Origin of the sequence: Vibrio sp. H11, assembly GCF_004804295.1 — a bacterium.
Taxonomy (GTDB): Bacteria; Pseudomonadota; Gammaproteobacteria; order Enterobacterales; family Vibrionaceae; genus Vibrio; species Vibrio ostreae.
Map to the genome: position 1 here is coordinate 211568 of NZ_SSHN01000002.1, position 21100 is coordinate 232667.

Here is a 21100-nt window from a genome sequence, read left to right on the forward strand (position 1 = left end):
CATGTTGAAACGTTTCGTCATTATGTTGTGCTTACTACTGACCGGATGCAGCAGTCAATGGATCGCCAGGAGTGATATCGATGGCACGATAGAGCAAAACAACCAGAAAATATTTATTGGAATTCCGGTACTTGCCAGTTTAGAAGGTTCGATGGCCAGGCTGGATGAAAGCTGGATACTGACAGCGAAACACAACCGGGTCATTCTGGCTCTGCAGGGCAGAGAAGTTTACTACCATCCTTACTGCGATATTGCACTGGTCAAAAATGCCGGCACCATTTCTGCTGCGGTAGGTATGGTGTTTAATGGCCAGGAAATCCTGCATGTCGGCTATCCGATAGGACTGCCTCTGTCGGCGAGCAAGGGTAAGTATGTCGGCGATGTATTTGTTCAGGGCTGGGACGGATGCCAGATGTCGGCCACAACCGGTGTCGTGTCCAGCGGTATGTCTGGTGGCGGGGTTTATAATGATCATGCTGAGCTGATTGGCATCAATCATGGTTATGTCTCGGGCAGTGTCCTCTGGCCGAACGGAGAGCAAGCCTCTCATCCGGCGGTATTTGTTTCTTTATATGCCGTGAAAGACTGGCTGCAACTGGTAACGGGCAAAGATTACTATCGTTAATCGCGCTACGGGATTTTATCGTTGAATATTAGGAATGGATTATTTTCTTTCAATTCGCTGTTAGCGGACGGGGCGCAGTGGTAGCGTGTAGCCTTTCTCGTCTCAGTTTTGGAAGTTCATGGAAGTCTCGTTAGATATTTTAGCTCTGCTGTTTGTGGTCGCGGGTGTGGCCGGGTTTATTGATGCGATGGCCGGAGGGGGAGGACTCCTGACCGTGCCGGCTCTGCTGGCGGCCGGGGTGCCGCCGACTCAGGCTTTGGCGACCAATAAGCTGCAGAGTTCGTTCGGTAGCTTTTCCGCCAGCTGGTATTTTATCCGTAACGGCATTGTCAGCCTCAAAGATATGCGCCTGGCGATTGTGTGTACCTTTGTTGGTTCTGCCGCCGGTGCTGAGCTGGTGCAGGTGATAGATGCCTCGCTTTTGACCAGCCTGATCCCGCTGCTGCTGATTGCTATCTCACTCTACTTTCTGCTGGCACCGCAAACCCGTGCTGATTCAGGTAAAAAGCCTCTGCCGGAAGCGCTGTTTGCGTTTTGTGTCGGTGGCGGAGTCGGCTTTTATGATGGCTTTTTTGGCCCGGGCACAGGGTCAATTTTTACCGTCTGTTTTGTGGTGCTGGGCCATTTCAGTCTGGTGGAAGCCACCGCACGTACCAAGGTACTCAACTTTACCTCCAACATTGCCGCGCTGACCTTTTTCCTGATAGCCGGTCTGCCTATCTGGCAGCTTGGTCTGACGATGGCCGTCGGCGGCTTTATCGGTGCCCGCCTGGGCGCGAAAGTGGTGATCAGTAAAGGCCAGCAGTGGATCCGTCCGCTGGTGATTGTGATGTCGATGCTGATGGCGACCAAGCTGTTGTGGGAACAGCACTCTCAATGGTTGCTATCAATGTTCTGACCCTTTGCGAGCGGTAGCTGGTCGCGCGTACACAGATGTGAATTGGGCGAAACAGCGGCGCCAGCTCGGCAAAATAGTGGCAGTAGCCCGGCTCTATTTTCAATGCATTGACGATTGATAAAGGCACCAGCGCCGGAGTCATTCCGCCCAGCGCCAGTTGGGCGGCGGCGGTGTAGGAGTCCATTTCCATTACCGGCGTGATACCGAGTCGTTCCAGGATCGCGGCCTGGTAGGTATTGGCCGGATTGTTCAGATCGTTGGTCACCAGCTCAGCCGGCAGACCGCTGAGCTGGCTGTGACTGACAATACAGAATGGCTCGTCATACAGGTGAAAAGCCATCAGGCCGTGATTGCCCGGCAGATAACCGGCGCAGAAGCCTAAAGTCGCTTTACCGGACTGGACATGTTCAACGATACGCGGGGTATGGTGGGTGGTGATGGTAAAATGCGGGTCGCGTTGGCGAAACTGGCCCATCACCTTGCTAAGGTAACCGGCCACCAGCGTTTCCGAGCAGTCGAGGCGGATCTGGGTGTTGTCTTCCAGCGCCTGCTGCTCGAAAATCATGCCGCGCAGTTCGTTAAAGGTCGGGCCGATATTGGCAATCAGCTGCTCGGCTTCGGCAGTCAGTTTGACCTGGCGGCCAGCCGGAGCAATCAGCTTTTTACCTAGTTTTTTTTCCAGATTTGCAATCCGTTTGCTGACCGCAGACTGGCTGATATACAGCTGACTACCGGTACGACTCATGGTTTTTTCTTTGCTCAGTACCAGCAAAGTTTCAATGCCTTCCAATAGCATGGGCTTTCAATGACAATCAGGAATAGATAGTCCTATTGTACCCTAAGCCGCCAATGAGTCTATGTCGCAGCGCACACCAAGCAGCACTGACCTTATCTTTGACCGCTTTGGCTGGCACTTACTCCGGATAATGATTACGCTGCGCCGGGTCGGCAGAGAAATATTCGATGAATTCCCACTCTGTTCCGCTCGGGTCGAAAAAGTACACCCGGCGCCGGTACGCACTGTCTTCACTCAATTCATTGGCACGATAGCCGGCGGCAAGCAGGCGCTGCTCCACAGCGTGGCTGTCATCGACCACAATACCGATATGGTTAATACCGACATCGACATAAGGGGTGCGGTCCGGCTCAGTGCGCTCGACGACTTCTTGCAGGGCGATGTAACTGTGCTCTGTACCGATATGACACCAGCGATAGCGGTTTTGTCCCTGATGACGCACGGTAAATTCCGGCACAGCAGTCTGTAAAAACACAATCGCCTGATCTAAATCGGCGACGGTGATATTGGCGTGTTCGACATAAGCTGACATGACATTCTCCTTGTTATTATCGGTCTGCTCTTTCAGCTTAGTCGTGTAAAACTGATTAAGTAAACATTTTACTTTATTTAATTGCCTGGGCTGGGTGAGAAATTCGTCTGGTGGCGGAAAAAAAGCAGGATAAAGCAATAAAAAAACCACCGATTAAGGTGGTTTGCGACGCAGCGTTAAGCCACTGCCAGCGGTGATGGCTGGCGTTAGCGGGTCAGAGCAAACGTTGGCAGGGATAAGTGCCAGCGAATCGCACCGAGGCGGATAATCAGGGTCGACAGGGTACCGGAGATAAACGCGGTCGAGCTGTCGTAGCCCATCGCCAGTGCAGTGGTATGGAATACCCCGCCGATAATACAAGCGGTGGCATACACTTCACTGCGCAGTATCATCGGGATTTCGCGCGCCAGCACATCCCGGATAATGCCGCCGCCACAGCCGGTGATCACGCCCATGATGATCGCAATCATCGCCGATTCCTGATACATCAGCGCTTTTTCCACTCCGGTGCCGACAAATACCGACAGGCCGATGGCATCGCACACCGGCAGAATCCACCACGGCAGACGCTTCGGGCGGCGTACCACAATCATCATCACAATACAGGTGATCAGGATCACCCACAGATAAGTGGTATCCCGTACCCAGAAGACCGGGGTAGCGCCCAGAGCCATGTCGCGGATCGTGCCGCCGCCGATGGCGGTGACGCTGGCCAGCACAATAACCCCGAACGGATCCATTTTTAACCGTCCGGCTAAAAGTACGCCGGAAATGGCGAAAACTGCAGTACCAAACATATCGATCAGAAAGAGCAGTGAAGTATCCAAGATGTCGTTCGCTTTGTTAGATCTGTGAATAAAGGTTCGCCGGATGGTAGCCGCCACGAGATAACCTGCGACCTTTGGCTGCCTTAAGCATAACCTAATCTGGTCACAGCCGGTTTATCGGCGGATAACATCCTGCGAGTGATGTATTTATGGGGCGCAGATTGTAAGGGATTTTTGCTGATCCTGTTACTGATTTCGCACCTGATCAAAATAATCACACACCTGTTTGATCGCATTGAGCGTACGCGGGGTCGGGCGGTTGATCCAGTCCGAATTGAGTGACCAGACATGGCGCTCTGCTACCGCCGGCAGTTGTTCTGACCAGCGCCACCACATGGTGCCGTTGGCCATTGCATGCTGGGAGGTGAAAATCACTTCCGGCTGGGCGACCAGCACCTGCTCGATACCTATCTGCGGGTAGGGAGACGGGCTGTTCTGAAACACATTTTCACCGCCGCAAAAGCGGAACACTTCCGTCGGCCAGCCGTTTTGCGCCAGAGTAATGATTGGTTTCTGACTGAGCTGATAAAAGTAGCGCACTGGTCTTGCATCGGCATAGCGGGCACGCAGTTCGCTGAGCTGCTGACGGAAATCGGCTGCGGCCCTGGCACCGACCGACGGATCATCGGCATACTGGCTCAGCTTGTCGATATTGTTGGCAATACTGTCCAGATCGCCGGTTTCTGAATAGTAAATATTGAGGCCGAGCTGTTTGAGTTTATCCAGTTCGCGTGCCGGATTACCCGACGGCCAGGCCAGCACCAGATCCGGGTGCAGAGCCAGAATACGTTCGATCTTGATGCCCTGATAGTTGGCCACTTTCTCTATTTTCCGCGCGGCTGGCGGGTAGTCGCTGTGTTCACTGACCGCCACCAGCTTATCGCCGAGGCCGGCGGCAAAGGCGATTTCGGTTGCGTGCGGTGCCAGGCTGATAATCCGCTGCACCGATGAGGCTTGAGATTGAGACGAGGCGACCTGAGATTGAGACGGGGCGGCCTGACACCAGGCGCTGAAACAGATAAGGCTGAGCGTCCAGAGGCGCATTTAAACTCCTTGATGAATCAATACCAGCACGGCACTTTCTGCCACAATCCAGGCGAAGATGCGCCAAGCCAGCAGTTTATGTACCTGCGCCAGATGAATGGCTGACGGGGCTATTCGACCGCCAATTTTAACCCGCACCGCTTTCTGCTCGCCGTAAATGGCTGGTCCGCCCAGCGACAGCTGCAGTTTGTTGCCGACGGCACACAGCAACCAGCCCGGCCCGGGCAGCGGCCAGGCGCGGCTTTGTGCCAGCGTGGTCGACAACACTTCTGTGGCTTTGCTGCCGCACACCACAAACAAACTGAACAGGCGCAGCGGAATAAATTCCAGTATTGCGACCGCGTGCACCACTGGTCGTCCGAATGGCTGAAAACGGGCGCGGGACGGTGACCAGGCGCGAGACAGTTCGACCATCAGGCGATAGAGCAGGGCGCCAACGCCACCGAGTAATCCGTACCAGAACAGTACGCATACCACATTGCGGCCAAAACCCATCACTATGGTTTCGGTGCCGGCCTTACCCAGCCCCAGAGGTGACAGGGTGGAGGTATCGCGGTTGACGTAAGGCATCAGCAGGCTGCGCGCCAGCTTTTTATCTTCGCGTGCCAGAGCCTGACTGAGCTGATTAGCGAGCTGCTCCTGGCTGCGCCAGTCCAGCGCCAGCAGCAGCAGGGCCATTTCAAACAGCTGTGGCTGCCAGACCAGTGGTTTAAGGGCAATCAGAACCGCCAGCGCCGGCAGGATCATCAGCATCCAGGCTAAGGTACCGGATAACTGACTCTGAGCGTAATTGGTTTGGGTGTTGACTTTACTGGCCAGCAGATCGGCGAACTTGTGCCACAGCGTGACCGGATGAGCACCGCGTGGGATAGGCAGGATCAGATGAAATAACAGCGCGCCCCACATAACCAGGAGCGCACCGTTGGCATACAGAGTATGAAATATCTCGTCCATGAGCGTGGCTTTACTTCAGCAGTTCCACCATTTTGATCACCATCTCTGACGAGCTTTGCGCTGCCAGTGGCAGGAACTCGTCAAAAGACATCGGAGATTCTTTGTCGGCCACGTCAGAGATAGCACGCACGACCACAAACGGTACCTGGAACTGGTGACAGGTCTGGGCAATGGCCGAGGCTTCCATCTCAACCGCGATTACCGATGGGAAGTGGCGACGGATTTCTGCCTGACGTTCCGCACTGCACACGAACGCATCGCCGGTACAGATCAGGCCGCGAACCGCATGTTTGTCCTGCATGGTGGCCAGCGCTTGCTCTGCCACCGCCATCAGCTTGTCATCGGCTTTAAACGCGGCTGGCTGGCCAGCCATCTGACCGATTTCGTAGCCGAATGCGGTCACATCAGCATCGTGATGGCGAACTTCAGTTGAAATCACTACATCGCCGACGTTGAGGGAGGAGTCAAAACCACCGGCTGAACCGGTATTGATCACGACATCCGGCTGGTGCTGGTCAAGCAGGATCGCGGTACCGACCGCAGCGGCCACTTTACCGATGCCCGATTGCAGTACCACAACGTCTACGCCGTGCAGCTGACCGGTGTAATAGGTCGCGCCGCCTTTGCTGGTTTGCTGAACGTTCTCCAGGGCGTCTTTTAAAATCGCGACTTCCTGTTGCATTGCGCCGATGATGCCAATTTTCATGCAGAATCTCTTATATCAATTATGAAAAAACTGCGCAGAGTCTACCACGTTCTGCGCTGCTTGCGCGAGGCCGGGTTTATTCGTGTGAGGCCGGGTTTATTCGTGTATAGAGAAGCTCTAAGGCTGGCGCAGCATACCGGCGGCGGCCAGTTTCTCGCGCAGATTTTCGGCGCGGCGGCGGTTGACGCCAAAGTCACTGTAACCGACCCGCGATTCAGAGCGCACGATCAGGTGATCGTCACGCAGCCTGAGCTCCAGATCATCGACGAAACGCAGGAAGCGCGTGGTGCACTCGATGCGCAGGTAGTTATCCTGTTTGTCGGCGGTTTTCGCCCCCTGCAGGGTCAGGGCGACCCGTTCAATCTGATCGAGCGTGACGCCCGGACGCAGGATAAAGGGCGCCAGGGCAAACTTGTCGCGGCTTTCCTGGGTGGAAACACAGTTGGGCTTATCACCGCAAGGGGTTTGGGTTCTGTCTGTCATTGGTGCGACTCCCTGACTGCACGCGCTGAGCAATAGCACGGCAACCAGCAGGATTCCCTCTCTTCGCATCGGCGCGGTCCTGTAACTTGATATGAGTGAAGATAAGCGGCCGCAAGGTCATCACGCTTAGCTTAGGTTTACCTCGCTTAGCTTGACTAAACCCAACGCCCTGAGCGCTGCAGCCGACAGTCCCTAGTATAAAACAAAAAGGATTCATCAATGATGAATCCTTTTGTCAAACAGTGAAGCGTGTAGCGCCTGACGCATGGCGACAGGCACTACGGCTATCGATCAGACCTCGAGGAAGTCCATGATGCCTTCGGCCGCTTTACGACCTTCATCGATAGCGGTCACCACCAGATCTGAGCCGCGTACTGCGTCACCACCGGCAAAGATTTTCTCATTGCTGGTTTGGAAGCGGAATGATTGCTCAGAAGGCGCTTTAATGCGGCCCCATTGATCCAGCTCGACCCCGAATGGTTCCAGCCAGCTCATCTGGTGCGGTTGGAAACCAAACGCCATGATAACGGCATCTGCCGCCAGCACGTGTTCGCTGCCTTCGACCGGCTCCGGACGACGACGGCCGGCGGCATCCGGTTCACCCAGTGCAGTTTTGACCACTTTGACACCGCTGACATGGCCCGCGGCGTTGACTTCAATCCCCAGTGGCTGCAGGTTGAACATAAACTCAACCCCTTCCTCTTTGGCGTTCTTCACTTCGCGGCGTGAGCCCGGCATGTTCTCTTCGTCACGACGGTACGCACAGATAACGTTAGCCGCGTTGTGACGAATTGAGGTCCGTACACAGTCCATTGCGGTATCACCACCACCCAGCACGACGACCTTTTTACCGGCCATATCGAGGAAAGGTTCGTTGCTTGGCAGATCCATCACTTTATAAGTGTTGGAAATCAGGAACGGCAGCGCATCGTACACGCCTTGCGCATCTTCGTTCTCCAGACCGGCACGCATGTACTTGTAGGTACCTACGCCCAGGAACACGGCATCGTACTCGTTGATCAGATCCTGCAGCTGGACATCTTTACCCACTTCGATGTTAAGGCGGAACTCAACCCCCATCTCAGTGAAGACGCGGCGACGGTTTTCCATCACGCCTTTCTCCAGCTTGAAGGACGGGATACCGAACGTCAGCAGGCCACCGATCTCCGGGTAACGGTCAAACACGACCGGTTTGACCCCGTTACGCACCAGTACGTCAGCCGCAGCGAGGCCAGCAGGGCCGGCACCGATGATCGCGACTTTTTTGTCGGTCCACACCACTTTCGACATGTCCGGTTTCCAGCCCATTTCGAACGCGGTATCGGTAATGTATTTTTCAATATTACCGATGGTGACTGCGCCAAAATCATCGTTCAGGGTACAGGAACCTTCACACAGACGGTCCTGCGGACAGACGCGTCCGCACACTTCCGGCAGGCTGTTGGTCTGGTGCGCCAGATCGGCCGCTTCCAGAATCCGGCCCTCGTTGGCCAGTTTCAGCCATTGCGGGATGTAGTTGTGCACCGGACATTTCCATTCACAATACGGGTTACCGCAATCCAGGCAGCGGTCCGCCTGAGCGCCCGCTTGCTGCTGGGTGAAAGGTTCGTAAATTTCTACGAATTCAATTTTACGCACATTGATCGGCTTCTTGGCCGGATCAACCCGGTTAACATCAATAAATTGGTATACGTTCTGGCTCATTACTTCGGCTCCTTCCAATTATTGTGCTTGAACGCGCAGTTCTGCAGAGCTGCGGCTTTGGTGACCGAGCAGGGTCTGTAGATCCGCAGACTGAGGTTTAATTAAGTAGAACTTCGGAATCCATTCATCAAAGTTCGCAAGAATGTTTTCAGCATGCACTGAACCGGTTTCTTCCAGGTGCTCGGCGATCAGACCACGCAGATGCTCCTGATGGATGTACAGCTCATTGAGCGACAGCGCTTCGACCGACTCGTCATTGACGCGGCCTGCGAAATCGCCGTTTTCATCCAGCACATAAGCAAAACCACCGGTCATACCCGCACCGAAGTTGACCCCGGTTGCACCCAGAATCGCGACGATACCGCCGGTCATGTATTCACAGGCGTTGTCGCCCGCGCCTTCGATAACCGCGATGGTGCCTGAGTTACGTACGCCGAAACGTTCGCCCGCTTTACCGGCCGCAAACAGCTTACCGCCGGTTGCGCCGTACAGACAGGTGTTACCGACAATGGTCGCTTCGTTACAGGTAAACGCGGTACCCAGATGCGGTTTGATCACAATCTTACCGCCGGCCATGCCTTTGCCGACGTAGTCGTTGGCATCACCGGTCAGGTACAGCTCTACGCCGCCTGCGTTCCATACCCCGAAGGACTGACCCGCGGTACCTTGCAGTACCACTTTGATCGGGTTAGCCGCCATACCGGCGTTGCCGTAACGTTTGGCAATTTCACCCGACAGGCGGGCGCCGACGGAGCGGTCAGTGTTAATCACATCATAGTACAGTTCAGTCGACTGCTGGTTCTCAACCGCTTGCAGCGCATCGTCGACAATCTTCTGGTTCAGTACCGCTTTGTCAAACGGTGTGTTTGGCTGGGTGCAGTACAGTGGCAAGTTATCCGGTGATAGCGGCGCTTCCAGAATACCGGACAAGTCCAGTTTGCTCTGTTTGGCGGTCATGCCCTGCACGGTTTCCAGCAGGTCAGTACGGCCAATCAGATCGGTCAGTTTCTCAACGCCCAGCTCCGCCAGGTAGCCACGCACTTCTTCGGCAATACCGGTGAAGTAGTTGATGACCATTTCCGGCAGACCTTTGAAGTAGTCGCGGCGCAGGGTTTCGTCCTGAGTCGCCACACCGGTTGCACAGTTGTTGAGGTGACAGATACGCAGGAATTTACAACCCATCGCCACCATTGGACCGGTACCAAAACCGAAGCTTTCCGCACCGAGAATCGCACCTTTAATCACGTCCAGACCGGTTTTCAGGCCACCGTCCACCTGCAGGCGGATCTTGTGGCGCAGACCGTTGGCGACCAGTGCCTGCTGCGTTTCCGCCAGACCCAGTTCCCAAGGGCTGCCGGCATACTTAACCGACGTCAGCGGGCTGGCGGCGGTACCGCCGTCATAACCGGAAATGGTGATGAGGTCCGCGTAGGCTTTCGCCACACCGGTCGCGATGGTGCCGACCCCCGGTTCGGAAACCAGTTTGACCGAAACCAGCGCCTGCGGGTTAACCTGTTTGAGGTCGAAGATCAGCTGGGCTAAGTCTTCAATCGAGTAAATATCGTGGTGCGGCGGCGGTGAAATCAGGGTGACGCCCTGCACCGAGTAACGCAGCTTGGCGATTTCCGCCGTCACTTTGTGGCCCGGCAGCTGGCCGCCTTCACCTGGTTTCGCGCCTTGTGCGACTTTAATTTGCAGCACGTCAGCATTAGTCAGGTAATGCGGTGTGACGCCAAAGCGGCCGGAGGCGACCTGTTTGATGCGCGAGTTACGCTCGGTACCGAAACGACGTGGATCTTCACCACCTTCACCTGAGTTGGAGTGACCACCGATGCGGTTCATCGCCATGGCCAGCGCTTCATGCGCTTCCGGACTCAGGGCACCGATAGACATTGCGGCTGAGTCGAAACGTTTAAACAGCTCGGTAGCCGGTTCAATCTGCTCCAGCGGCAGTGGCTTATCGGATTTTTTCAGTGTCATCAGGTCGCGCAGCATGGCTGGCGGACGCTGGTTCACTTGTTTGGCAAACTCAGCATAATCGCTGCTTGCGCCGGATTTGACCGCTTTTTGCAGTGTGCCGACCACATCCGGGTTGTAGGCGTGGTATTCACCGCCATGGACGTATTTCAGCAGACCACCGTGTTCAACAGTTTTACGTTTGGTCCACGCTTTGCGTGACAGGTTGAACAGATCCTGCTGGAAGTCTTCAAAGTTCGCGCCCTGAATACGGGTCGCCACACCTTTAAAGCACAGATCGACGATGTCGGTGTGCAGGCCGACCGCTTCAAACAGTTGTGAACAACGGTAAGAGGCCACGGTCGAGATGCCCATTTTGGACATGATCTTGTACAGACCTTTGTTGATACCGTACTGGTAGTTCTGCATCGCGTCGCGGTAGCTCTTCTCCAGCACGCCGTCATCAACCAGTTTGCCAACCACTTCGTACGCCAGGTACGGGTAGACTGCTGTCGCGCCAAAGCCGATCAGTACGGCGAACTGGTGCGGGTCACGGGCGGTCGCGGTTTCAACAATAATGTTGGCGTCACAACGCAGGTTGGCTTCCACCAGGCGGGTTTGCACCGCGCCGACGGCCATCGCGGCCGGGATCGGCAGTTTGCCTTCAGTCAGGGCGCGGTCCGACAGAACGATCAGCACTGTGCCTTCGCGCACCACCTGCTCGGCTTTATCACACAGTTCCAGCAGGGCCTGTTTCAGATCTTGCTGCTGCGGATCAAAGTTGATGTCGAGAATCGTATTGCGGTAATGCTGATCGCTCAGCGTCAGCAGCTGCTGCATGTCTGAGTAAAGCAGGACCGGCGAGTCGAAAGTCACACGATGGGCGTGGCCATCGGTCTCGTTAAAGACGTTCATTTCCTGACCGATACTGGTCGCCAGCGACATCACGTGTTTTTCGCGCAGCGGATCGATCGGCGGGTTGGTGACCTGAGCAAATTTCTGACGGAAATAGTCGGTCAGCAGGCGCTCTTTGGAAGACAGCACCGCCATCGGAGTGTCATCACCCATAGAGCCGACCGCTTCCTGGCCCATATCGGCCATGACGCGCAGCACCTGATCCACTTCTTCACGGGTCACTGCAAACTGTTTCTGGTAGGTGTTGAGCTGATCTTCATCGAAGTTGCGCTCACCGACCTGATCATCCGGCAGTTCAGCAAAGCTTTTCAGCGGGTAGACGTTATTTTTCATCCACTCGCGGTACGGGTGACGGCTCTTCAGATCGTTATCGATCTCGGCCGATTGCCACAGTTTGCCTTTACGGGTGTCAATCACCAGCAGCTCGCCCGGACCGACGCGGCCTTTCTCGGCCACTTCATCCGGAGCGTAATCCCAGATACCGACTTCAGAGGCGAGGGTGATCAGCTTGTCTTTGGTGATAACGTAGCGCGCCGGACGCAGACCATTACGATCGAGGTTACACGCTGCGTAGCGGCCGTCAGACAGAACGATACCGGCCGGGCCATCCCACGGCTCCATGTGTTTGGAGTTAAAATCGTAGAACGCGCGCAGATCGTCGTCCATATCCGGGTGATTCTGCCACGCTGGCGGCACAAGCATGCGCATGGCACGGAAGATATCCATACCACCGGCCAAAAACAGATCCAGCATGTTATCCAGGCTGGACGAGTCAGAACCGGTTTCGTTAACAAACGGGGCGGCACTCTTCAGATCCGGCAGCAGCGGCGAAGAGAACTTGTACGCGCGGGCACGGGCCCACTGACGGTTACCTTCGATGGTGTTGATCTCACCGTTGTGCGCCAGATAGCGGAACGGCTGAGCCAGCGGCCAGCGAGGCTGAGTATTGGTTGAGAAACGCTGGTGGAACAGACAGATCGCGGATTCCATGCGCAGGTCTGCCAGATCAAGATAGAAACGTGGCAGGTCCGCCGGCATACACAAGCCTTTGTAAACAATGACCTGAGTTGAAAGCGAACAGATGTAGAAATCTTTGTCTTCGCTGATCTGTTTTTCGATGCGACGACGGGCGATATACAGGCGGCGTTCAATATCACGCTCGCGCCAGCCAGCCGGGGCAGAAATGAAGACTTGTTGAATATCAGGCAGGGATTCCGCGGCGATCGGACCCAGTACCTTCGGATTGGTTGGTACGGTACGCCATCCGGATACCGTGAGTGTTTCTTGCGCCAGCTCTTTATTAATGATGTCGCGCGCAGTCTGCGCTTTTACAGGATCTCTGCTCAGGAAGATCATACCAACCGCGTATTGCTTACCCAGCTTCCAGTGCTGTTCTTCAGCCATCAGGCGCAGGTAAGAATCGGGTTTTTGTAGCAGGAGACCACAGCCATCACCGGTTTTTCCATCGGCAGCAATACCGCCACGGTGAGTCATGCGATCGAGAGCAGAAATCGCGGTGCGAACCAATTTATGACTAGCCTGACCTTCCATGTGCGCGATCAAGCCGAATCCACAGTTGTCTTTCTCAAGACTTGGATCATATAGAGCCATTGCAATTCTCCCTTTTGCTTCTCTGTCATCCAGACAGTAAATGACTAACTATTCGTTCGTATTGTTATAATTTAAATAATTATGAAAATTAAGTGACTAAAAACTTAACAATTCGAGACAGTCTATTTATCACTGAATTCACAACCTATAGCTTATTGTGAAAAAGGTCAAGTTTTTGGTGAATAATCATGTCTGTCAGCTATTTACCAGCTATTACTCTGTTAATTGTCAATAAATTCAAATAGATAGGAATGGTGGTGTTACAGGTTTTTAACAAATAACTCTCAGCGGATGAGAATCACATAAAAAAGGCTAGCAGAGACTGCTAGCCAAATAGGAACAATAGGAAGGATCTTATGGTGTCTAAATTAAGGCTTGCAGAGAATTGCTTCTGTCGAGCCTTAATTTCTGGACTTTTATGCTGAAAGCATCAGTGAGTCCGCTTTTGCCTCTAAATGGGTATTACCCATCAGGTAAGCGTCAACCGCACGGGCAGATTCACGGCCTTCGTTGATACAACGTACCACCAGAGACTGGCCGGTACGCATATCGCCTGCTGCGAATACGCCTTTTTGGTTGGTGGCGAAATCCTGGGTCGCCACGTTGCCGCGCTCATCCAGTTTAATGTCCAGTTGAGCCAGCACGCCGTGTGGTTCCGGATGCAGGAAGCCCATGGCCAGGAACGCCATATCACACGCAATCACACGCTCGCTGCCCGCGACTTCTTCAAAGCCCGGACGTTCGCCAGGTGCGGCGTCTTTCCACACGATGTCGGCAATGCGCAGACCGGTCACTTCGCCTTTATCGTTGCCGATAAATTCTTTGGTCAGAATATTCCAGTGACGCTCACAGCCTTCTTCATGGGAGGTTGAGGTGCGCAGAATCATCGGGTATTGCGGCCAAGGCATGTTTGCCGGGCGCTTTTCCGGTGGCATCGGCATGATTTCCACCTGAGTGATGCTGGCTGCGCCGTGTCGGTTGGACGTACCGACACAGTCAGAGCCGGTATCACCACCACCAATGACCACCACATGCTTGCCTTTGGCGTGAATTTCTTCCGTCTTCAGGTCCATGTTGTTGGCACGGCGGTTGTTCTGACCCAGGAACTGCATCGCAAAGTATACGCCATTCAGTTCACGGCCCGGGATCGGCAGATCACGCGGTACGGTTGAGCCACCGGTCAGCAGCACGGCATCAAATTCCTGACGCAGTTGCTGAGCGTTCACATCGACACCGATGTGCTGGTTGACTTCGAACTTGACGCCGGCTTCCGCCATCAGATTAATCTTACGATCGATGACATCCATGCTCAGTTTGAAATCCGGGATACCAAAGCGCAGCAGACCACCGACTTTCTCATCCCGTTCAAATACCGTCACTTCGTGGCCGGCACTGTTGAGCTGCTCGGCTGCGGACAGGCCCGCCGGGCCTGAACCGATGATCGCCACTTTTTTGCCGGTGCGGCTGCGTGGGGTTTTCGGTTTGGCGTAACCTTCTTGGTAGGCACGCTCCACGATGGTCTTTTCGATGTTACAGATGGTGATCGGGTCCTGGTTAATGCCCAGGACACAGGCACTTTCACACGGAGCAGGACACACACGACCGGTAAACTCCGGGAAGTTGTTGGTCGAGCTCAGAATGTTCCACGCTTCTTCCCAGCTGTCACGATACACCGCATCGTTAAACTCAGGAATGATGTTACCAATCGGGCAGCCGTTATGACAAAACGGTACGCCACAATCCATACAACGGGATGACTGCTCGTTGATCTTGCTGCCAAACTCGTCGTTGAGAACAAACTCTTTGTTGTTCTTGATACGCTCTGCCGGGTCGATCTTCTGTGGTAGTTCACGACCAAATTCTAAAAATCCAGTAGGCTTACCCATTACACTGCCTCCGCTTCTGCTGTTGCTGCTGCTTCCTGACGCTGCTTCAGTACCGCTTTGTAATCACGCGGCATGACCTTAACCATATCGGCCAGGTTATCTTCGAAGTTGTCCAGGAACGCTTGTGCAACGTCACTTCCTGTGAACTCTACATGTTTGGTCAGCATCTCTTTCAGGAGTGCTTTGTCTTCGGCTTCGATCGGATCCAAGTCCACCAGTTCAGCATTGAGCTTGGTTTCGAAGTCGCCTGATTTGTTCCACACGTAGGCGGTACCGCCACTCATACCGGCGGCGAAGTTACGTCCGGTTGCGCCCAGAATCACAGCCACACCACCGGTCATGTATTCACAGCCGTGGTCGCCCACGCCTTCCACCACCACCTTGGCGCCTGAGTTACGTACACAGAAACGCTCACCTGCCAGACCGCGGATGTAAGACTCACCTGAGGTCGCGCCGTAGAAACAGACGTTACCGACCACGATGTTATCCTGAGCCACCAGGCTGGAGTTGCGATCCGGATACAGCACCAGCGTACCGCCGGACAGGCCTTTACCCCAGTAGTCGTTGGCATCGCCTTCGACTTCGAATTTAACGCCTTTGGTCAGGAAGGCACCGAATGACTGACCTGCACTACCGTTGAACTTGACGTTCATTGGCTGCGGCAGACCGGCATCTTTGTACACTTTCGAAATTTCATTCGACAGCATGGTACCGGTACTGCGGTCGGTGTTGATGATCGGCAATTCAGCTTCAACTGCCTGGCCGCTGTGCAGCGCCGGTTGGGCAATTTCGATCAACTGGCGATCCAGCACGCTTTCCAGCTGGTGGTTCTGCTGAGTCTGACAGTGAATACCGTCGCCGGCACGTGGCGGCTCGATAAACAGCAGGGTCGACAGATCCAGGTTTTTGTACTTCCAGTGACCGACTTCTTCGCGCACTTTCAGTTTCTGGGCCTGACCAACCATCTCGTTGATGGTGCGAAAGCCCAGCTCAGCCATGATTTCACGCAGACCTTGCGCCATGTACTGGAAGAAGGTCACCACGTCTTCTACGCGGCCGTCAAAGCGCTCACGCAGGGTCTTGTTCTGGGTTGCGATACCAACCGGACAGGTGTTTTTATGACACTTACGCATCATGATACAGCCTTCAACCACCAGGGCCGCCGTCGCCACACCCCATTCCTCTGCACCCAGCAGAGTAGCGATCGCGATGTCACGCGGGGTTTTCATCTGGCCGTCAGCCTGAACCACGATACGGTTACGCAGACCGTTTTTCAGCAGTGTCTGGTGCGCTTCAGCCAGACCCAGTTCCCACGGCAGACCGGTGTGACGGATGGATGAAATTGGCGATGCACCGGTACCACCATCGTGGCCGGCAATCAGCACGACGTCAGCTTTCGCTTTCGCCACACCAGAGGCAATCGTACCGACGCCTGCGCCGGACACCAGCTTAACGTTGACACGGCCTTTACGGTTGGCGTTTTTCAGATCGTAGATCAGCTGCGCCAAGTCCTCGATAGAGTAGATATCGTGGTGCGGCGGTGGCGAGATCAGACCGACGCCCGGAGTGGAGTGACGCGTTGCACCGATCCAGTCATCGACTTTGTCGCCCGGTAGCTGGCCACCTTCACCCGGTTTTGCGCCCTGCGCCATCTTGATCTGAATCTCTTCAGAGTTGGTCAGGTAGTAAGAGGTGACGCCGAAACGGCCTGACGCGACCTGTTTGATCGCTGAGCGTTCCCAGTCGCCGTTCTCTTTTGGCGTAAAGCGGATTGGGTCTTCACCACCTTCACCAGAGTTCGATTTCGCGCCCAGACGGTTCATCGCCACAGCCAGGGTCGAGTGCGCTTCGTACGAGATAGAACCGAACGACATCGCACCGGTCGCAAAACGTTTCACGATGCTTTCAATCGATTCCACTTCTTCAATCGGAATGGAACCGGCCGGATTCTTAACGAAGTCCAGTTGGCTGCGCAGCGTGACGGCTTTGTCGCCCTGACGGTCGACTTCAGCGGCGTACTGCTTGAACTGAGCAAAATCTTTGTTACGGGTCGATTTTTGCAGCAGGTGGATGGTTTCCGGGTTGAACAGGTGTTTTTCACCACGCTGTTTCCACTGGTAAACACCGCCCACATCCAGAATTTGCAGCGGGATTTCACGGGTCGGGTAACCGACACGGTGACGAACCAGCACTTCTTTGGCGATATCATCCAGCGTCATGCCCTGGATACGGGTCACGGTGCCGGTGAAGAATTTATCCACCACGGCTTTGCTGATCCCCAGCGCTTCAAACACTTGCGCGCCGCTGTACGACTGCAGGGTCGAGATGCCCATTTTCGAGAAAATCTTCAGCAGGCCGCCATTGATACCTTTACGGTAGTTGTCGAAGTACTGCTCGACAGAAACGTCTGCGTCGAGTTTCTTGACGCGCTGCAGATCAACGATGGTCTCGGTGACCAGGTACGGGTTGACCGCGTTGGCGCCGTAACCGACCAGAGTTGCAAAGTGGTGGGTTTCACGCGCATCGCCGGTTTCAACCACGATGCCACATTTAGCACGCAGACCTTTACGGATCAGGTGGTGGTGCACGGCACCGACTGCCAGCATGGCCGGAATCGCCGCGTGGTTTGAGTTCACCGCGCGGTCAGTCAGAACGATAATAGAGTAACCGTCAACCACCGCATCTTCGGCGTACTGACAGATACGTTTCAGCGCGCGTTCCAGCTTACCGGCGTCTTCGCTGGCCTGGAATACGATGTCGAGGGTTTTCGCCTGCAGGTGCTCGTTGTCGATAGCACGCAGTTTTTCCAGCTCGGCGTTAGAGATGACCGGAGATTCCAGCTCAACTTTACGGCAGTGAGCCGGACTTTCTGCCAGCAGGTTCTGGTCGCGGCCAATGTAGGTATTAAGCGACATCACCATACGCTCACGGATCGGGTCGATCGGCGGGTTGGTGACCTGAGCAAACAGCTGCTTGAAGTAGTTAGACAGATGCTGTGACTGATGTGACAGCACGGCAACCGGCCAGTCCGCACCCATAGAACCAAGCGGTTCGTACGCGGTTTTGGCCAGAGTCAGGATGATGTCGTTGACTTCTTCGCTGCTGACACCGAATGATTGCTGGCGGTGCAGCAGACGTTCCGGTGAAGGCTGGCTGTGGACGTTGTCTGAAGCCGGCAGTTTTTTCAGGCTCAGCAGGTTGTCTTCCACCCATTTCTGGTATGGCTGAGCATTAGCAATGCCATCTTTGACTTCTTCATCAGAGATGATGCGACCCTGTTCCAGGTCCGCCACAAAGATACGGCCAGGTTGCAGACGACCACGGTGTTCAACGTTTTCCGGAGCAATTTCAACCACGCCGGACTCGGATGCCATGATCAGGAAATCGTCTTTGGTCACGGTATAACGTGACGGACGCAGACCGTTACGGTCCAGGGTTGCACCAACCTGTACGCCATCGGTAAAGCACACTGAAGCCGGGCCGTCCCACGGTTCCATCACGTTGGCGTGGAACTGGTAGAAAGCGCGACGCTTCGGATCCATGTTTTTGTTTTCCTGCCACGCTTCCGGAATCATCATCATCAGGGCATGTGGCAGGCTGCGGCCTGACAGTACCAGCAGTTCCAGTACCATATCGAAGCTGGCTGAGTCTGATCCGCCTTCCTGACAGATTGGCAGCAGCATGTCGATTTCAGCCTGGGTAAACAGGTCTGATTGCAGAATCGCTTCGCGTGCCTTCATCCAGTTCAGGTTACCGCGCACGGTGTTGATTTCACCGTTGTGGGCAATATAACGGAAAGGCTGCGCCAGGCGCCATTTAGGGAATGTATTGGTAGAGAAGCGTGAGTGAACCAGCGCCAGCGCGGTCACCATAGTCGGATTCTGCAGATCGAGGAAGTACTGTGGTACCTGCTCGGTGGTCAGCTGACCTTTGTACACCAGAGTCTTGTAAGACAGTGAGTTGATGTAGAAGTCGTCGCCGATGTTCGACACGCTTTCCAGACACACACGTACGGTGTAGTTACGCAGAACGTACAGTTTACGCTCCAGCTCGTCCGCGCTCATGCCCGGACCGCCGGAAATAAACACATGCTCGAATTGCGGTTCCGTGCTCAGCGGGTCTGCACCCAGCATTGAGTTGTCGGTTGGCAGAACGCGATAACCGATCACGTCCAGATCCAGGCGCTTGGCATTGCGCTCGAGGATTTCACGACATTGTGCACGTTTATCTGCATCTTTCGGGAACAGTACTACACCCACGCCGTATTTATCGAACGCCGGTAGTTTGATACCCAGTTTAACCGCTTCTTCCAGCAGAAACTCGTGTGGTTTTTGCAGCAAGATACCTGCACCATCACCGCTGCACGGGTCACAACCCTGGCCACCACGGTGTTCCATACGTGCCAGCATATCCAGTGCCTGAGTCACGACTTGGTGAGATTTACGGTTCTTCAGATGAGCAACAAAACCGATACCGCATGCGTCATGCTCCAATTCCGGAGTATAAAGACCGTGCGAACTTTGCTCTTGATCTACCATAGATACATCCTTCCAGTTCAAGCGGACACAATTAAGCCAAGGCAAGCCCCAGCTGTGTATCCTGTCCTTTAATTGTTATGAATCTAAACCAGCCAGTGTGGCCGGTTCGCTTCCTTTCCGTCTCTCACAGGAAAAGTTTTGTGAGAAAAACAATCCTTAGTGATATCCCTTTTATCGAACCACTTTCCTAGTGGTTTATATAGGTAGGCGCGGAATATCACCGATAATTTGCGAAGTTTTGTGTTGTAAACTAATCAAAAAACCACGCAAAACTGTAAGTATCCTACAATTTTGTTGCACGAAAATGCAACGAAAAGTGTCCTTTTTGGGGCGTTTTTTTTGTTTTCAAATGCATAACCTGTATAACACGAATGCAACAATAGTGAATAAAGGCGGTTTTTAATGAATGTTTATTGATTTCTGCCAGAGAAAATTTGCCCTCATGTTCTTAATATTTCAGCCAAAATTTGTAATTTAATTACATAAATCGAAGTGAGATTTATTTTCATTTGTGAGCAACGGAAAAGTAAGGGTTAGCATGCAACTGCACCAGTTAGTCAATACCATCGGCCAGGATCTGCAGCGCCGCTACGGCGAAAAAGTGCATAAGCTGACTTTGCACGGCGGATTCAGCTGTCCGAACCGTGACGGCACCATCGGCCGCGGCGGCTGTACTTTTTGTAACGTGGCCTCGTTTGCCGATGAACAGAGCCAGGTCAAAAGCATCGCTGAGCAGTTACACGACCGGGCCGGTGAAGTGCGGCGCGCGAAAAAGTATCTGGCCTATTTTCAGGCCTATACCAGCACTTATGCCGAAGTACAGACCCTGAAAAGCATGTACGAACAGGCGCTGCAGACGGCGGATATTGTCGGCCTGTGTGTCGGTACCCGGCCCGATTGCGTGCCGGATGCGGTGCTGGAATTGCTGGCCGGTTATGTAGCGCAGGGCTATGAAATCTGGCTCGAACTTGGCCTGCAAACCGCCCGGGAGCAAACATTGAAACGCATTAACCGCGGCCATGATTTTGCCTGTTATGCAGAGATGACCGGCCGTGCCCGCGCGCTGGGGATTAAAGTCTGCACCCATCTGATCGTCGGCCTGCCGGGCGAGAGCCGGGCCGATAACCTCACCACGCTGGATAAGGTGCTGGCGGTCGGGACCGACGGCATTAAGCTGCACGGCCTGCACATTGTTGAGGGCAGCACCATGGCGAAAGCCTGGCGTGCCGGTCGTCTGCGGGCGCCGCAGCTGGATGATTATGTCGCTACGGTCTGTGAGATGATTCGCCGCACTCCGCCGGAGGTGGTGTTTCATCGCGTCACCTCGGCAGCGCGGCAGCCGACCCTGCTGGCGCCGCTGTGGTGTGAAAACCGCTGGCTGGCGATGACGGCCATCGGCCGTACTCTGGACCGGGATGGCGCGCAGGGGTCGCTGCTCGGCCGGCCGTTTCATCTGCCGTAGCACTCGTTTTCATCTGCTGTAGCACTATTTTCATCTGCCGCAGCGCTCGTCTTACCCTGATATAGCACTCGTCTTCCTGTCCCGGCGTTGCGAGCGGCCGGGCTCCGGCGGCGATTGTCTCCTTATGGCTGAAATCGCTGCTCATTGCTCCGATTTTTCAACG

The 21100-nt window shown here is 54.5% G+C and carries 14 protein-coding genes; 3 read left to right on the forward strand and 11 right to left on the reverse strand.

Annotation, left to right across the window (positions count from 1 at the left end; translation table 11 throughout):
- The first annotated feature begins 1 nt into the window (after position 1).
- Together E6C74_RS03765 and E6C74_RS03770 are read left to right on the forward strand one after the other, a co-directional pair.
- On the forward strand, positions 2–625 hold the full coding sequence (locus E6C74_RS03765; RefSeq protein ID WP_136483361.1) for a serine protease: 624 nt from the start codon (positions 2–4) through the stop codon (positions 623–625).
- Positions 626–743: 118 nt separating this feature from the next.
- Complete coding sequence (locus tag E6C74_RS03770) at positions 744–1523, forward strand: TSUP family transporter (protein ID WP_136483362.1); 780 nt, start codon at positions 744–746, stop codon at positions 1521–1523.
- Here E6C74_RS03770 and E6C74_RS03775 read toward each other — a convergent pair.
- From E6C74_RS03775 to gltB (E6C74_RS03825), 11 genes are all read right to left on the reverse strand, one after another.
- Positions 1414–2319 (reverse strand): LysR family transcriptional regulator, encoded by a 906-nt coding sequence (locus tag E6C74_RS03775; protein WP_136483363.1) that lies wholly within the window; start codon positions 2317–2319, stop codon positions 1414–1416. The genes E6C74_RS03770 and E6C74_RS03775 overlap by 110 nt on opposite strands.
- 118 nt (positions 2320–2437) lie before the next feature.
- Complete coding sequence (locus tag E6C74_RS03780) at positions 2438–2851, reverse strand: VOC family protein (RefSeq protein ID WP_136483364.1); 414 nt, start codon at positions 2849–2851, stop codon at positions 2438–2440.
- A 206-nt stretch (positions 2852–3057) separates the two neighbouring features.
- Positions 3058–3678, reverse strand: a complete 621-nt coding sequence (locus tag E6C74_RS03785; RefSeq protein ID WP_136483365.1) for a TRIC cation channel family protein — start codon at positions 3676–3678, stop codon at positions 3058–3060.
- A 186-nt stretch (positions 3679–3864) separates the two neighbouring features.
- A complete protein-coding gene (gene btuF, locus E6C74_RS03790; protein WP_136483366.1) occupies positions 3865–4722 on the reverse strand; it encodes a vitamin B12 ABC transporter substrate-binding protein BtuF in 858 nt (285 codons plus the stop codon).
- Positions 4723–5676 (reverse strand): cobalamin biosynthesis family protein, encoded by a 954-nt coding sequence (locus E6C74_RS03795; RefSeq protein ID WP_136483367.1) that lies wholly within the window; start codon positions 5674–5676, stop codon positions 4723–4725.
- Positions 5677–5686: 10 nt separating this feature from the next.
- Entirely contained in the window at positions 5687–6382 is a 696-nt protein-coding gene (gene mtnN, locus E6C74_RS03800; RefSeq protein WP_136483368.1) for a 5'-methylthioadenosine/S-adenosylhomocysteine nucleosidase, read from the reverse strand.
- Positions 6383–6499: 117 nt separating this feature from the next.
- Positions 6500–6934, reverse strand: coding sequence for a DUF1499 domain-containing protein (locus tag E6C74_RS03805; protein ID WP_168796947.1), 435 nt, complete (start codon positions 6932–6934; stop codon positions 6500–6502).
- A 222-nt stretch (positions 6935–7156) separates the two neighbouring features.
- Entirely contained in the window at positions 7157–8569 is a 1413-nt protein-coding gene (locus E6C74_RS03810; RefSeq protein WP_136483369.1) for an FAD-dependent oxidoreductase, read from the reverse strand.
- 18 nt (positions 8570–8587) lie between these two features.
- Complete coding sequence (gene gltB, locus E6C74_RS03815; RefSeq protein ID WP_136483370.1) at positions 8588–13051, reverse strand: glutamate synthase large subunit; 4464 nt, start codon at positions 13049–13051, stop codon at positions 8588–8590.
- 416 nt (positions 13052–13467) lie between these two features.
- On the reverse strand, positions 13468–14937 hold the full coding sequence (locus E6C74_RS03820; protein WP_136483371.1) for a glutamate synthase subunit beta: 1470 nt from the start codon (positions 14935–14937) through the stop codon (positions 13468–13470).
- On the reverse strand, positions 14937–19475 hold the full coding sequence (gltB, locus tag E6C74_RS03825) for a glutamate synthase large subunit (RefSeq protein WP_136483372.1): 4539 nt from the start codon (positions 19473–19475) through the stop codon (positions 14937–14939). Before gltB (E6C74_RS03825) ends, E6C74_RS03820 begins: the two co-directional genes overlap by 1 nt.
- 538 nt (positions 19476–20013) lie before the next feature.
- On the opposite strand from gltB (E6C74_RS03825), the gene E6C74_RS03830 reads away from it, so the two are divergent.
- Complete coding sequence (locus E6C74_RS03830) at positions 20014–20937, forward strand: TIGR01212 family radical SAM protein (protein ID WP_136483373.1); 924 nt, start codon at positions 20014–20016, stop codon at positions 20935–20937.
- Positions 20938–21100: the final 163 nt, after the last annotated feature.

Excerpts from the sequence above, each read along its gene's own strand:
- E6C74_RS03765 (WP_136483361.1), top strand. The coding sequence starts at position 2 with ATGTTGAAACGTTTCGTCATTATGTTGTGCTTACTACTGACCGGATGC.
- E6C74_RS03770 (WP_136483362.1), top strand. The coding sequence starts at position 744 with ATGGAAGTCTCGTTAGATATTTTAGCTCTGCTGTTTGTGGTCGCGGGT.
- E6C74_RS03775 (WP_136483363.1), bottom strand. The coding sequence starts at position 2,319 with ATGCTATTGGAAGGCATTGAAACTTTGCTGGTACTGAGCAAAGAAAAA.
- E6C74_RS03780 (WP_136483364.1), bottom strand. The coding sequence starts at position 2,851 with ATGTCAGCTTATGTCGAACACGCCAATATCACCGTCGCCGATTTAGAT.
- btuF (WP_136483366.1), bottom strand. The coding sequence starts at position 4,722 with ATGCGCCTCTGGACGCTCAGCCTTATCTGTTTCAGCGCCTGGTGTCAG.
- E6C74_RS03795 (WP_136483367.1), bottom strand. The coding sequence starts at position 5,676 with ATGGACGAGATATTTCATACTCTGTATGCCAACGGTGCGCTCCTGGTT.
- mtnN (WP_136483368.1), bottom strand. The coding sequence starts at position 6,382 with ATGAAAATTGGCATCATCGGCGCAATGCAACAGGAAGTCGCGATTTTA.
- E6C74_RS03805 (WP_168796947.1), bottom strand. The coding sequence starts at position 6,934 with ATGCGAAGAGAGGGAATCCTGCTGGTTGCCGTGCTATTGCTCAGCGCG.
- E6C74_RS03810 (WP_136483369.1), bottom strand. The coding sequence starts at position 8,569 with ATGAGCCAGAACGTATACCAATTTATTGATGTTAACCGGGTTGATCCG.
- gltB (WP_136483370.1), bottom strand. The coding sequence starts at position 13,051 with ATGGCTCTATATGATCCAAGTCTTGAGAAAGACAACTGTGGATTCGGC.
- E6C74_RS03820 (WP_136483371.1), bottom strand. The coding sequence starts at position 14,937 with ATGGGTAAGCCTACTGGATTTTTAGAATTTGGTCGTGAACTACCACAG.
- gltB (WP_136483372.1), bottom strand. The coding sequence starts at position 19,475 with ATGGTAGATCAAGAGCAAAGTTCGCACGGTCTTTATACTCCGGAATTG.
- E6C74_RS03830 (WP_136483373.1), top strand. The coding sequence starts at position 20,014 with ATGCAACTGCACCAGTTAGTCAATACCATCGGCCAGGATCTGCAGCGC.